The 15887-nt window shown below is 37.2% G+C and carries 11 protein-coding genes; 1 reads left to right on the forward strand and 10 read right to left on the reverse strand.

The genetic code is table 11. The features are described from left to right. Nucleotides 1-11: 11 nt before the first annotated feature. From D569_RS0100740 to D569_RS0100775, 7 genes are all read right to left on the reverse strand, one after another. Nucleotides 12-842 (reverse strand): carbohydrate ABC transporter permease, encoded by an 831-nt coding sequence (locus D569_RS0100740; protein ID WP_018930476.1) that lies wholly within the window; start codon nt 840-842, stop codon nt 12-14. Nucleotides 843-860: 18 nt separating this feature from the next. Then, a complete protein-coding gene (locus D569_RS0100745) occupies nt 861-1757 on the reverse strand; it encodes a carbohydrate ABC transporter permease (RefSeq protein ID WP_018930477.1) in 897 nt (298 codons plus the stop codon). Nucleotides 1758-1820: 63 nt separating this feature from the next. Beyond that, the gene (locus D569_RS0100750) at nt 1821-3170 is read right to left on the reverse strand and encodes an ABC transporter substrate-binding protein (RefSeq protein WP_018930478.1); all 1350 of its coding nucleotides are present in this window, start codon (nt 3168-3170) and stop codon (nt 1821-1823) included. 352 nt (nt 3171-3522) lie between these two features. Next, complete coding sequence (locus D569_RS0100755; protein ID WP_018930479.1) at nt 3523-4530, reverse strand: LacI family DNA-binding transcriptional regulator; 1008 nt, start codon at nt 4528-4530, stop codon at nt 3523-3525. 137 nt (nt 4531-4667) lie between these two features. Further along, nucleotides 4668-5105 carry a GNAT family N-acetyltransferase gene (locus D569_RS0100760; protein WP_018930480.1) on the reverse strand — a complete coding sequence of 146 codons (438 nt, stop codon included), beginning with the start codon at nt 5103-5105 and terminating at the stop codon, nt 4668-4670. Nucleotides 5106-5433: 328 nt separating this feature from the next. Next, nucleotides 5434-6762, reverse strand: coding sequence for a S8 family peptidase (locus D569_RS0100765; protein ID WP_018930481.1), 1329 nt, complete (start codon nt 6760-6762; stop codon nt 5434-5436). A gap of 263 nt (nt 6763-7025) precedes the next feature. Then, nucleotides 7026-12398 (reverse strand): phosphodiester glycosidase family protein, encoded by a 5373-nt coding sequence (locus D569_RS0100775; protein ID WP_018930483.1) that lies wholly within the window; start codon nt 12396-12398, stop codon nt 7026-7028. Nucleotides 12399-13095: 697 nt separating this feature from the next. On the opposite strand from D569_RS0100775, the gene D569_RS0100780 reads away from it, so the two are divergent. Further along, complete coding sequence (locus D569_RS0100780; protein ID WP_018930484.1) at nt 13096-13944, forward strand: CvfB family protein; 849 nt, start codon at nt 13096-13098, stop codon at nt 13942-13944. 335 nt (nt 13945-14279) lie between these two features. Here D569_RS0100780 and D569_RS0100785 read toward each other — a convergent pair whose 3' ends face one another. From D569_RS0100785 to D569_RS0100795, 3 genes are all read right to left on the reverse strand, one after another. Beyond that, a complete protein-coding gene (locus D569_RS0100785; RefSeq protein WP_018930485.1) occupies nt 14280-14504 on the reverse strand; it encodes a hypothetical protein in 225 nt (74 codons plus the stop codon). 235 nt (nt 14505-14739) lie between these two features. Beyond that, the gene (locus D569_RS0100790) at nt 14740-15396 is read right to left on the reverse strand and encodes a ThuA domain-containing protein (protein ID WP_018930486.1); all 657 of its coding nucleotides are present in this window, start codon (nt 15394-15396) and stop codon (nt 14740-14742) included. Nucleotides 15397-15413: 17 nt separating this feature from the next. Continuing rightward, entirely contained in the window at nt 15414-15869 is a 456-nt protein-coding gene (locus tag D569_RS0100795) for a VOC family protein (RefSeq protein WP_018930487.1), read from the reverse strand. Between the last annotated feature and the right edge of the window lie 18 nt (nt 15870-15887).

Raw genomic sequence — 15887 nt, forward strand, 5'->3', positions numbered from 1 at the left:
TAGAATCAGCTTTATCCTTTGACAGCACCTGCTGCACTACCTGCAATAAAATATTTTTGTACAAATAAAAAGAAAAGAAATACCGGAACCATTGTTAGTGTTGCAGCAGCAGTTATACTTCCCCAATCTGAACTATACTGTTGCATAAATAACTGTATACCTACCGGAATAGTCATTACATCCTCTGTTTTCAAGAATATATTAGCAATTAAGTATTCATTAAATGAAAATAAAAAGGAAAAAATAGCTACTGCTGCGATACCAGGTCCTGAAATAGGAAGTATAATTTTAATAAAAGTTTGAAATCGATTACAGCCATCGATTCTAGCTGCCTCTTCTAATTCCCGCGGTATCGAATCAAAATAACCCTTATACATCCAAATTGCAAAAGGTAGATGAAGCGTAACATAAAGAATGATCACTGAGTAAAGGGTATTAATCAACTCTAAATGTCGAAACATAATAAATAATGGTATCAACACGAGAATAATCGGAAACATTTGCAGCATTAATAATGATTTTGAATAGATAGAAATAAATGTTGAACGAAACCGAGATATGGCAAACCCCGCAAATGCCGCAACAATAATACTCAATAAAGTTCCCCAAAACGTAACAATTACACTATTCTTAAATTGGGTCCAAAACATCGTTTGAGTATGTAAATGTAGATAATTCTCCAAAGTGAAATTTTGAGGTAATATATGAGTTGACGTCCTCATTTCAGAATTACTTTTGAAAGAATTTAATATCATGGTGATGATAGGTAGATTAATTAAAAATGTAATAACTATTAGAGAAAAAAACAAAATAGTTTTTCTTATCCCTTTATGTTTCTTCATCCATCTCTCTCCCTTTTTTCAATCTTCTTCTTGAAATCTCAGCATTAAATAAGCTAATCCCATTAGTATGATTAAACTTACAATCGCAATGGATGAACCTATACCTAACTCACTTTTGATAAATGTATAATTATATGCTAATACGATTAAGTTTTCTGTTGCATTGATTGGACCACCCTGAGTTAGTAACCAGATCGTGTCAAAATCATTAAAAGACCAAATAGTCATAAGGATCCAACAAACAACAGAAATGCCTTTAATAGAAGGCCAGGTGATATGGAGAAATGATTTCCACCTATTAGCACCATCTATTGTCGCCGCTTCGTATAAATCATTATTAATAGTTTGTAATGCTGCTAGAATGGATACCATCATGAAAGGGAAGCTTCTCCAAATTTTAATAAGAATTACTGAAAAGATAGCTCCACCTTCTGTTCCTAAAAAATTTATTGAACTAAATCCAAAAAAAGTAATAATTTCATTTAATAAAGCATTTTCATCAGCTATTAACCATCTCCAACCTACAATTGAAACTATAGAGGGAATAATCCAAGGAACAAGTAGGGCAACTCTAAAAAACCCCTTTAGCCATACATCTTTATTAATCAATACCGCAAGTCCTAACCCCGCTAAATAACTCCCAATCACCCCAAAAAATGCAAAAACAGCACTAAAATATAGTGAATTATAAAATTCCGACATTCGAAACAAATCAATATAGTTCTGTATGCCTGCAAAATCACCAGGTTGTATTAAGGTACCATCTTGCAAACTGTACATAACCCCTACAATTAAAGGGTATAGATTGATCATTGCAATAAGAATTAGTGATGGTAATAGAAAATTATAAGGAGCCCAATCTATTTTTCTCCTATTAAGTGGTTTCTCTGCTTTACTTATATTCAGTAAACTCAAAGGGAACCTCCTCCTGTTTTTATCTATGAAGAGCTAGCTTATAAAACTCTTCCATATTTTTATCTATTCACCCATAATATCTTGTAGACCTCCTTCTGCTTCTTCCATTGCACTCATTACATCTTTTCCTGAAAGAATCTGTTGCGCTAAAGATTGTAAAACACCATCACCTTCAATTTCATTTAATTCCGGAAAACTTCCATTAAAATATGTAGAGGTAGTAAATGCATTCGGAATGTACTCATCGTAAACAAATTTATAGTCTTGGTCTTCTTGAAAATATGGCTCTTCTGAGAAAGAGACTCTTGCAGGCAACTGATTAGAATCCCCTTCTGTCCATAATGGCAACTGATTTTCAGACCACCATTTCAAGAAAGTTTTAGCTTCTTCCGGATGTTCTGTTTGCTTATAAAGCATAATGTTATTAACCCACATAACAGTGCCTTTATTTCCATTGGGACTTTCTAAAGCTGGTAAGATACCAACTTCATCCGTTATTTCTGGGAATTCACCTCTTGTACCTGGTGTACCAAGGTACATTGCTGCTTTCCCCTGTCCAAATGAATTTAATGCATCATCCTGCCCCATTCCTGGAGATGCAGGATTAATTGAACCGTCTGCTTGTAGATCAGCTAAAAATTGAATTGCCTCTTGATTTAACTCATTATTCACTAACTCTACATGACGATCCTCCGTAAAAATACCTCCACCATTGTTGAAGATTAAGGTAAATAAAGTATGAACACCATTATTTGCTCCACCTTCAATAGCTAATCCATACTGACCATCTCCATCAGTTAACTGATTAGCAGCCTCTCGGAACTCTTCCCAATTTGTGGGCACTTCTACTCCCGCATCTTCAAATAAGTCTTTTCTGTACCAATATACCCTTGTATCTAATCCCCAAGGTAACGCTAGATAATGACCGTCATATTGCATTGCTTCGATTGTTCCAGGATAAAAGTCATCTAGTTTTCCTTCAGCTTCCCATTCTTCAATTACATCATCAATCGGTAAAATAGCATCTTGCCCATAAAATTGGAATGCTTGAAAACCGGCTCCAGTACTTATATCAGGGGCTGTGCCTGATGCGATTGCTGTAGTAAATGTTTGATACCAGTTTGCCCATGGAGTAGATTGATAGGTTACATTTATATCAGGGTGTTCTCTATTGAATTGATCAACTATTTCTTCAGCTGCTGTTATGTATTCTGAAGGTCCCCAAGACATATCCCAAAAGCTAAGCTCCACCACTTCTCCACTTTCACCTTTATTGTTTTCACCAGAAGTATTACCATTAGAACTATTATTAGTCCTATTTTCACTGCTAGATGAATCACTTGAACACCCTACAATAATAGTAAAAATAATAGCCAGTAATAAAACATTTAAAAAACGCATTTTGTTACGCATAAACATAAACCTCCATGATTGATTTAGTATTTTCATGCCATAAACTACAGCGTTACGACTACATTACTCATACAATATAACGGTTTGTTTTCTTCTCCACCTCCCTAAAACCGAATTAAAATATAAACGTTTACATTTTACGACAAATGTTGCAATAGGCATTATTTTTTATTGAATCCTTGATATAAGCAGGATGATTACATATGATTCTACATAAAAAATGATATTTACCCCTATTTAATCACTTATAAATATAAACGTTTACATTTATAAGTAAGCGCTTACTAGTTAAAACAAATGTTACCATACTATTTTTATATTTTCAATAAAATTTCTCATTTTTTTCAATATTTTAGGTGTCTCTTTTAATTAACTGGGTAGGAAGTATTATTTTTCTAGGAGCAATGCTTTCACTACTCTCCATTTGTTCAATTAATATATTAACAGCTGTTTTCCCCATTTCATGTATTGGTTGTTTAATAGTTGTTAAAGATGGACTAATAATACTAGAAGTGCTAATATCATCGAAACCTACAACGGAAATATCATTAGGTACTAACAGCTTTTTCTCCCTGATACCATTTAACGCACCATATGCAATTAAATCGTTAGCACAGAAAATAGCCGTGAATGTTGGGTTCCCCTTTAATAATTCTAACACTGCTTTATAACCAATTTCCATAAAATTAGCATCGTTGCGGGTTGAATAAATAATATCTTCATTTATCGGAATGTTGTTGGTCATCAAGCAATTTTTATAGCCAAGCTCTCTTTGTTTAGATGCTCGATCAGTTCCAATATACGCTATACTATTGTGTCCTCTGCTTATTAAGTATTCTACAGCATTTATGGCTCCGCCCAAATGATCGACGTCTACAGAAATAATGTCCGACAAGTTTTGGCTTTGTAAGCCTACCATTGATATACCATTTTCATAGAAAGTAGAAAGCTTTTCATTTACCTTTTCATCCATTCCATGTGTTAACGGTCCAACAATAATCCCGTCCACATTTCTTTCTTCAAATAGTTCCAAAACAGATATAATTTTATCTTTTTCTCTATTATGTGATGCAAGTAATAGTGCATAACCTTTATCCCATAATTCATTTTGAATAACTTCCGCTAATTCAGACCAGTAGCTTGCTAACTCTGGAAGGATAAAACCAATCATTTTTGTCTTCTTTTGTTTCATAGATCTAGCACTATAATCTGGTTTAAAATTCATTTTTTCAATCGCATCTAGTATTTTTAACCTAGTCTCTTGCTTCACTTTATCTTTCCCATTAATAACTCTGGAAACAGTCGCAATTGATACATTTGCCTCTCTGGCCACGTCTTTGATGGTTTTTTTCACTTTCATTCAGATCCTTTCTTGTAGTAAAGTATAAACGTTTACATATATTATGATATAAATATCGTTCAAAAAAATCAAGACTTTTTATCTATTTTAGTGGCATTTATTAAGCATTTCGAATCAGTTCAATCAGCAACGTTTTTTTACAACTTTTTATACATTATGGTTTGTAAATCTTGAAAACCAATTCGGTGATAGATCTCTTTCGCAAAGTTGCTGGCAAATACATTGAGACGAATTTCTTTAAAACCACGATATTTACTATCAGTCACCGCAGCTTGTAATAATTGCTTAGCTATCCCTAGATTCCGATATTCGGGTAAAACATACAGTTCATAAATAAATGCATGAGGTGAATTTGTAATATAATCTACATTTCCCCCAAGCAGAATCCAACCAGTAATTTCTCGATTGACATGTTCATACACTAAATAATATCCATTTTGATCAAGTGTAAATAACGCCATTTGTACAGCTTGTTCTTGACTGATAGCTTTTTTAGATAACGTACCTTCATTTGCAGCATCCTTCGCTTTGGACAAAATAAACTGCACATCTCTATTCGTTGCCTTTCTAATCATAGTTACGCCCCTCAAAATAGCATTGTAATGATGTGAATCACCATCAGTAATAGCATATTTCTCCCGATATGGATGATTAACTACAGTTTGACGGCTGTTCACCATAATAAAGCATATGTCATAAATTCTTTTTTGTTCTGTTGTACAGAGGGACTGTTACACCGATACTATAAAGTAAAGGATATTCATAGTCAATAATCAAAAGCTACCATCCGAGATATGAAACGAAATCTCAAGATGGTAACCTTTTTTGTTTCACTCATCTAATTGCGACAATTCATCTATTTTAAATAACGGCATGTCCCCATTTATCGCTCCATCACAACTTTTACTGTGGTATGGTGTTTTCTGCGTTGATATAACCAGCACCATAGATGTTATTATCACGGTCTTCCCACAAATCCACTCCATTTTTCAGTAGTTCTTTTATCTCATCAGGTGTTAAATCTGGGTTATGCTGCTTCATCAAACTAACTACGCCAGCACAAATTGGTGTCGCCATCGACGTACCTGACATGGTAAAGTAATCCTCTCCGACACGACTTGATTTTTGCAATTTATCAATATATGAATTTGGTGAACGCAAGGATATAATATCAACACCAGGTGCTAGAATATCTGGTTTCACTTCACCGTAAATCGTTGGTCCTCTACTGGAGAAACTTGCTACGTCATCATCTCCGCGAGTATCTGCGGTATCACGATCATCTAATGCTCCAACGGTAATAACACGATCACTCAGACCTGGACTTGAAATGGTTTGTGGATCAGGTCCGCTATTACCAGCTGCAACACAGACAGTAATCCCATTCCTCCATGATTCCTCTACAATTTGAACCAACGGATCCCGATCTTCTTCTCCATAATCCTGTGGCTCTGTTCCAAGGGACATACTCATGATATCAATCGGAGTATCCGGATTATTTTCATTATATTGGATACACCATTCTACACCTTGGATAATCGTATCTAAAGAACCAGATCCTACATTATTCAATACTTTTACACCTGCAATATTTGCTTCTGGAGCTGGTCCTGCGTACGCTCCTGAAGAAGCAGAACCATTACCAGCTGCATCTCCTGCGCAATGTGTTCCATGACCGTTATCATCGTATGGTTCAGAGCGATTATTGACAAAATCCACAAAATCAGTGATTCTTCCTGATAAATCTTGATGAGGATATACCCCTGTATCAACTATTGCAATTTTGGTCCCTTGGCCTGTTAATGTTGTATTATTACGAATGACTTGTTTCGCGTTAGCTGATTCAACCGCAACATCTAATAAGGCGTGAACCTCTTTATTCTTATATACCTTTTTAATATGTTTACAGTTTGATAGTATCTCATCCAAGCTGTCAGGGGTCATATCTGCTGAACAACAGGAAATCCTCGAATGATAATGATATAACTTATTTTTCCGATATTTTTTAGTGACCTCCTCTATTTGGTGACAACCCGATTCATAAGCCTCCGGATGAAACTGAACTATAACTGACAGTTTTTTCTTACGTTTTAACCTTTTTTCAGCTAATCGATGCAAAAAGCACGGTGTATATTTAAAAGGGCGATACAGATTAATTAACTCATCCCGTAAAGGACGATCTAACTTACTCGCATGGTTACGCACCGTCTGAATCATTGAATATCCAAACAAATTATCCCCTCATTTCTTCTTTTTCTACAAGCTATGAGTAAATGAGGGGGTTGGAATCCATGATTGTCCATAAATCGTCGAAAATAGGCGAATTTTCAAGAAAAGTGGGATTTTCTTTAATGGACCACAGAAATGTAAAAGAAAGCATACCAATGGTTCAAAAGGTATGCTTTCTTTTTGCATATTTTTAATAGAAAAATTGATCGCTCCCGAAACTATATCCAAATCATCCATGGTTAAAGCGTAATAGTTTAAACAAACAATTATTTAGCTGGCCTTTGACCTTTACCAGGTTTTGGTTTGTTTTTTGTAGTTTGATAAACTTTAATCGCTTGTTTGAGTGCTTTTTCTGCCTGCTCCAATTCCATTTTTGTTGCTGTATTGTTATCTGCAACAAGTTGAGCTGTTTCAATTGCATCATGGAACACCTTTTTCGATCCTTCATCGTATTTGATAGGGTGATTAGCATTTTCTGTTCGGTCATACAATCGCTGTGCTCGATCAATTGTTTTAATTAATTTTGAAGCATCAGCTTGAATGGCCACCTTAAATGTCATACCCGGAAAAAGAACTTCCTCGCCATTATGATCTTCCATTACTACATCATTTATAGTGATATTACTGATTTCTGCATCAGCTTTCTTATGTGTACGGAAGATCAACTTTTGTAAACTTTCATTTAAAGAATCTGCATCCTCAGATCGATCCTCTGCTACAAATTGTAATTCTCCTGAATTAATTTCATGCGTCAGGATACGGAACCCTTCTTTCTCTGCTGTTTCTGCAAAACCTTCAAAACTGATTTGTTCTTCATCAAAGCGAATCGTAACATGTTGAGTTGGCAGTTGTCCTTTCATGCCTTCTAGTCCATATACTAGAGAGAACTTTTCCCCTGCTCGAACGCTATTTTCACCAGACAAATGCGCTGTTAGCTCGGATGGCTCTTCGTCTTCATCATCTTCTGTAACACGAATAATCGCTTCAGCATACACTTCAGGATTCGCCACACTTGTTGCTCTCACACGTACTTCCCCTGCCGCAAGTGCTGTTACTAATCCATTTTCAGAAACTTCTGCTACTTCCTCAGTAGATCCTTCCACACTCCATACTACTTCTTTGTTCTCTGCATCTTCCGGTAAAATGGTTGCTTCTAGTTGGTCACTTTCTCCAACTGTTAAATCTACTTCTTCCTTACTCAGCTTAATAGTTTCTACTATCACTTCTTCATCAGAATTTGATTTATCAAGTGGGATTAAAGTAAACTCATCAACTGTTCTACCACCTATTGTTTTCGTAATAACTTGAAGATTTTCTCCATTAACTTCTACAGCTGCGTACATTTGCGTTTTTTCATCATCGACAACTTTTTGCCATGGATATTCCGTAAGACCGTAGTACTTATTACCAGTACCTCCTGGTGTCAAATAAGTAGTCCCTTCACCTTCAGCAACCTGTTCTCCATTTTTCATCGGATGTGAACGTAAATAAATATGGTCATGACCATTAAGAACGAGATCTACACCGAACTCGTCAAATACTGGTACCCAGTTCTCTTGGACAGATTCTGTTACATACGTACTTCCATAAGGACTACGGTGAAACACTGCAATCGTCCAATCTTTGTCATTTTGTTCTAAATCCCTTCGTAACCACTCACTCTGTTCTTCAAAATCATATTCGCTATTAAGGAAAACAAAATGAATATTATTATAATCAAACGAATAAACCGTTCCGTCTAGCGTTTCACCAAAATAATCTGAGCTCGGATTATTATAGTGTGCTAAATAATCCTCATTCATCCGGGTTCCAGTCACTTCATGGTTACCTACAACCGTTTGCGTAGTTGTGTTTAGCAAATGTTCTTGAGCTGTCTCAAACCACCAATTCCACTGCTTTTCATTATGACCATGATCAACCATATCACCAAGGTGAATAATAAATTCACTATCCGGATAATGATTAAACGCTGTATTCACTGTATTGCCCCATAGCTGATAGGTCTCTAGCGACCCTGCCTGGGAATCACCAAACACCAAAAATTTCGTTTCGTTGCTATTAGCTGGTGCAGTCTTAAAAGTTCCTGTCTCGCTATAATATTCCTTACCATCTCCAACACGATACGTATAAGAAGTTCCTGGTTCCAGATCATCTGCACTTGCTTTATGAACACGGATCGTACCATCCAATGTTGTGTTATAAGAATAGTTTGTCCCTATATATTCCATCACATTGTCTGCATCAAAACCAGAAAATTCTTCGGTTTTCACTAATTCAACAACTGTACCATCAACACTCGGATGAGTATTCCAGTTAAAACGCCTTTCAGTTGTTGATTCCGCACCCATAGCAACACTAATATTAGTTGGTTCCATTTCCCCAGCGAGTTCTGAAACTTCAAAGCTGTGTACAGGACTGTGACGATTGCCTTCAACTGCCTGGACCATATGAGTTGTCACTTCTTCGGTTAAAAGTGAGGTATGCAGTATACCATTTTCGTCTGTTACTAGATTTTCGTCACCTATACGCTCCCCATTAGCGTAAAGAGAAGCACCTGCTACAGGCTGACCTTGTTCATCCAATACTTCAAAGGTTGTTGTCTGTCCTTGCGCATATTGCTCGTTCCATTCCAGCACAAGCTCATGACCAATTTGTGATACCATATTTAAACCAGCATAGCGCTGTGGTTCAGAATCTCCCACTTGTAGTATTTCCCCAGATACAAACTCAATCTGATTTGCACCTTCAGCATCGGCTTTAATGCCATAGTGAATCTGTGCTAAAATTTCGTCATCTGTAAGGTTCTCGTTCTCCAGATTCTCGAACATTACTTTAACCATCCCAGTTTCTGCATCCATAACTTCTCTTACCTGGCCTTCCTTTAAAAGAGAATGAGGCGAGACTGACCAATTCTTCGTTTGATCTGGATCGAATTGAAATTCCAGATGGCCACCACTCAATTTTTCAACTTGGTCACCTTTAATGTCTACCGTATATGTTTGGCCAGCATATACGTTTTCTAATGTTGTGTAACGGAACTTCGATGAGCCTGTGTCGACATTAAATTGCCATTCACGAATTGTCTCATTGTCAGACATATCGCGTACTGCAAGCTTAACATCGTGAATACCATCACTTAAACTTTCTTCCGGTGTATAGCTGATTTGCCCATTTAATGGATAAAATGCAGGCTCGACTTGCTTACCATCAACATACATTCTTATTTTTTCAGGATTGATTAGCGTGTTAGCAGGATGCAGATCAGGATCGTAATGTGCATCCTCAGCGAAAGCTTTGATTGTTGGCATGTTTGTTTCAATCGTTTCATCTTCTTCTGGATAAATATCGCGTATGATCGGGGGTTCGCGGTCTTCTTCGACATCTCCGTACAAAACGCGGATATCATCAACAAAAAGAGTTCCAGCCGTTTTATTACTATTATTTGTCTCCATGTAACGCACTGGCATATCTATCGTTAGAGGTAATGGGCGCCCCTGCGGAATATTTCCTTCAACATAACGCCATCCCTCCCAGTCTACACCAGGGTTACTACCAGTTAGATTTACAGGAAAGGCGTTACCATCTCCATCACGGAACTGTGCACGTAGCCAATGTCCTTGCCCATCACCATATACCCACATTCCTAGCTTGATAGGATAGGCAGGCACCTCTAGTCGGTTGCTAGCACCTTTTACTGTTAAATAGGCACCAGATGTTCCAGTTTTCCCTCGAAAGTCGTAATCAAGACGTAGTGAATGATCTCCTGAGCGGACATAATCCTGATTAGACTCCAAATCTGCGTTTACTGATACATAAGTAGCTCCCGACTGATTATAATAACGATCATGAAATGCAAAATCATCTGAAAAACCATCAAAATTTTCTATCATCACTGGTGGCTGTCCAACACTTATTCGTGTTTCAGCCGTAACTTCTCCATAGCTTACAACTACTTTCCCATTTACTTCATCTTGGTTTGTAGCCGTAAACACTCCCTTATCATTTACGGTACCAATATCCCCTTCGACCATCCAGTCAAATTGGTCTGCATCAGCCTGAATAACTTGGCCATCGCGTAATGCTGTTACATCTAAGTTCACTGTTTCACCTGGCATAACTGCCATTTCAGTTGCTTCCAGCTGCAGATCAGTCAATTCATTTACAACTTCAACAGATGCCACTCCATCGTTAACATTTGTTGATGAAACTCGTAATTCACCAGTGGAAGAATGGCTAGAAGCAGTATACTGGCCATCTGTTATTTCACCGATTTCCTCATCACTACTCCACTCTAGTAATCCATCGAATGATACAGGATGTCCATTGACATCAACAGCAGATGCATCAAATGAAAAACTTGATCCACTTAAAATCCGCTCAAATGATGGGGAAATAACCAAATTTTCTGGCTCACCTGTTTCTGGCGCTGTACTAACAAGAAGCAACCCATTCGCATTACTTCGTTCCCCTCCATCAGAACCACTATTTAACATTCGTGCAGTGTTCTCGCCAGGCATTCTGCCAATAAAAGTAGACGATCCACCGCCATCCAAGTTCATCGCATTTTCTACACCTAAGTCTTTCATAACAAGCGCGAGATCATCTAGCTTTAAACCTTCACTAAAACCGGGCTGACGGCCATCCACTTCATATAACACAATCGAACCGTCTGGCTTAGTACCAATCGCACTGCGGGGGTGTACCCCAGGGCTTAAATCAGTATTGGCTTCACCATCTTCAACAAGCATGGAATTTCCACCGATTGCTGTCACTACTTCATCCCATGGTGATTCAACAAGGAAACTTGCTTCTACAAGATCACCTGCTGTAAGCCCTGCTAAGATCTCTCTTGCAGTCCCGCTCGCGGATAAAACAGCCTGTCCTTCAGTAAGTTTTGTATTTCCTTCATTCTGCCTCACTTCCACAACTTCCATCATCAACGTTTCGCCACTTTTAACCATACCGGATTGGATATCAAGTATTACTTCATCACCACTATTATCCGTTTGTGTTGATGTGTAGTACTTATCTGTATACAAGACAAGCTGATTATTACCACGTAAGCGATTAATATGATTGATCGAAAATGATTGGTCGTCTATATGTAACTCTTTATGAAAATGTTGATTGGGACGACCATAAATACTTTGCCCGTCCTCTGTAACACCGAATGCATATTGATTATTCGAACTCGGAGTATTATAAATTTCTCCATCTACAATAAACAACCCATTCGGTATGCCTGTTGCTACTTCATAAAAGTCACCATTGATACCAGAAATTACGCGGTTCCCAGGCCTGTCCACATCCTCTGCCATTTCAGTCAATGTGTGAAAACCACGCACTTTGTCTTGACTTGTCCCACCTTGTAGTTGTAAATCCTCGTTTGCAGGGTCAAACTCGACAAAATGCATTTTTTGCAAGCCATGTTCTGTCTCCATATTACGCCAATTGTAATTTACATTTGGAACCAGTTCCACCTGCCGTGTGTCCAATACTTCGCCATATTCTGTTTCAGGCATTGGAGCAGCAGTTGTCGTTATTAGTGGAAAAGAAAGTAAAACCCATGCCAAAAAAAGAAGTATGTAGAATACTTTCGCTTTTTTCCTCCACCCATCTTTGGTAAATTTAAGATCCATCCTTTAACCTCCTAAAATTTAATATTATAATTTCCAACATCTATTCTAGGAAGCTAATATTAAGTAGAACATGTATTTGTATGAATTTTTTGTAAATGTTTACTCATTTGTCAACAAATAGGTAAAATGACATAGGTATAATGTTTTGTTTGTGTTTTTCTTTATACAAGTAATAAACCTGATATGGGAGAATGAACATTCCTGTCCTTTTTTCTAACTTTAAGGAATTGTAGAAACTTACTTATGAGAGGTTTGGTTAACTTCTGTGGTATGTTAAAAATGAAGAAAGTTTTCTAAAATCTCATGAAATACAGACGATAGATCTGTGAAAACGCAATTTAATAGTTGACATTTCTATTTATTTGTGAGACTATAGATAAGTTAACAAAGTGAAGTAACAAATAAGTGTATCTGGCATTCTACGGAAAGTTTTTCGAAGATGCTTATTCACACTGGCGCGACTAAGGGGTCGCAAGGACGTAAGAGCAGGTAGGGCTTATGTTGCTTAAGTTAGAAAATTCCCAGTGGAACATGTACCGCGGTTAAGTGAAATTCAAAAAATGAAATTTCCCACCCTAATTTATAGGGATATTAAAAAATAAAAAATCTTATGTGTTACTTTAGAAATCAAAGGGGTACTCTTATAGTAAGAGTACCCCTTTTCCAATACATATAAATGAAGAAAGAAGGTTTTAACATGAATAATCAAATAGGTACAATCCAAACGCTGGAGGTGCTACGAAAAATCGATACTGGTTATGTTTTAGAAAACGACATACTCCTTCACCATAATGAAACAGCGTCGGAACTTGAAGCTGAGCAAACTGTTGATGTTTTCCTATATCAGGATAAAAAAGGACAAACTGTTGCAACTACACAATTACCAACTATTCAAATCGATACGTATGGCTGGGCTGAAGTTGTGGAAGTCTTACCACACTTAGGAGTATTTGTTAATATTGGTACATCAAAAGAAATTCTCGTATCAAAAGATGACCTGCCATTGTTTGAAAACGTATGGCCAGCAGTAGATGACAAGCTTTATGTTACATTAGGAAAAGATCGTAAAGGACGCCTGCTCGCAATCCCTGCAACAGAGGGAATTTTGGAAAGGGAATTTGAATTTGCACCGGATGATTTATTAAATACAACCATTAGTGGTCGCATCTATCGTACAGACAGAGAAGGCTCTGTATGTATAACTGCTGAAGGTTATCGCGGATTTATCCATCACACCGAACGAAAAGAAGAACCACGATTAGGTGAACTTGTGAAGGGTCGCGTGATTGAAGTGAAGCATGATGGCACATTAAATGTGTCACTAAGACCATTAAAACAGCACAGTATGGGTGAAGATGCTGATGCGATATTAGCACGATTAGATGAAAGTGATGGTGTTATTCCGTTTTCCGACAAAAGTGACCCAGAAGATATCCGTGACACATTTAACATAAGTAAAGCAGCATTCAAACGTGCACTTGGTAAGTTGATGAAAGAAAGAAAAATTGAACAACGTGATGGAAAAACTTATTTAATCACCAAATAACTGCACTTGTCTCAATATTTCGCGCCCTACAAGATCGGCATCTATCGTCAAATAAATAAAATACCTTTAATAGGCAGAAACTGTTGTATCAAAGTTATTTTTGATACAACAGTTGATAAAGTGGAATATATGTATATAAGAAAAGCGCTGAGCACCCGTTTAGAAACGTACCGACTGGAGCGCACCAACTGAGATAAAGGAATCACGTTGAGTTTACGAACCGATGATGACTTATCGTAGGGCGATTCGTGAAGTCGCTAATTTCTGGGCATTTGAAGCTAGACAGGCACCCAATTTTCATGCTTTCTTTCCTTATTATATTAAATGCCACAAGTCTATTCCTCATAGCATGTTTCGTACCCACTCTTCATTAACCAGCTTTGACAAGCCAATCCTATATCGTGAAAAATTTCTGTTTCCACGTTTAATTCCATACTTTTATCTGAACTTGGATATTCAGGTGATTCATTGATAATAAGTAAAGTCTCTTCATCTACCCATTCTATATCAAATTTATTATGGACATCACAATATTCAGTTTGAACAGATCTTATAGACACTTATTCTCGATTTTGCTTTATTTTGTCTATAAGACTAATTCTTAGGGACACTTTTCCTCGGTTTATCTTCCTTCTGTCCGTAAGATTGGTTCTTACGGACAAAGATATCGAATTCATTTCTTTTTTGTCCATAAGATTGATTCTTACGGACATTTATTTTCCATTTGACTTTCTTCTGTCCATAAGATTAGTTTTCACATACTATCGTCTACACTTTATTCTCTCGGATTATTGGCTATACTTTACCAAAACATACATTTTTCACTGCATTCAACACAAGTTTTTGCTCAGTTGGGTGCATTAATCCATCTTTTAAATGTGCCGGAGCTAAACATAAAACATGACCTTTCCCATAATCATGGTACCACCCAGCTATTGATGATCCATCTACCGATTTAGATGTCAAAAATACATTGGTTTCGGCTTGATCACACTCCACAAAATAGTGCTCATCAATTATGGTAAAGCTATCTCCTTCCTCGATTAAATCGGAATTCGCTTCAGGATAATACGTAACATGTTGATGTTCAGTCGGGTGATATTTAAAATAGCCATGAAGCATGGAAGTGTATGGACTGATCTCTTCATAAGACGCCATCCCAGAATGCCAAGCTAACCATCCACCACCATTTTCAACATAGCTGGATATAGCAACTGCTGCATCATCATCCATCCAAGTCTTTACCTCTTCGTCTTCAGGATTTATTCGGTTTTCAGCAAATAGAATGACCGCATCTGGTTTACTTGCTAAACTTTCAACCAATTGATCTACTGTTCGGTATTCTATATCTAGTTGCTCCCTTATTGGCTGGATAGCAGATTCTAATGCTTCCACCGCCCAACTTCTTCTGTGATAAAAGTCACCAAGTACTGCTGTAACTCGTTTGGCCACTTGTGATCCCTCCACTGTTATGAATCATTTTCTAAAAGCTCCGTAATAATCTTTAAATCTTTCAACGTATCCATATAAGCATAACGCCCACCTGGATATTCACCTTTTTGCTGCAATGTCATCCCTTTATCTTCCATCACTGTCACTTTTTCTTTTAAATCGTTGACTACAAAGGCAATATGATGTGGGCCTTCACCATGTTGATCTAAATATTCACGCCATGTACTAGGGTGTTCATCAGGTTCGATCAATTCCAGTTGTAATGAACCCATATCAAAAAAGGCTAGCTTTGCTCTAGCAGGCGTGCTTTCCCCTTTGTATTTCGTTTGTGACTGTTCCAGAGCATCTGTCAGATTAATGGAAGGCTTTTTCATTCCAAAAAAGTCTGCATATGTTTGTGCTGTTCTTTCAATGTCATGTACAAGAATCCCTATTTGAGTAATCACGTTTGTTCCTAACATATTTTTCTCCATTTAATAACCTCCTAAATT

It is taken from the genome of Gracilibacillus lacisalsi DSM 19029, assembly GCF_000377765.1.
GTDB classification, from domain to species: Bacteria; Bacillota; Bacilli; order Bacillales; family Amphibacillaceae; genus Gracilibacillus; species Gracilibacillus lacisalsi.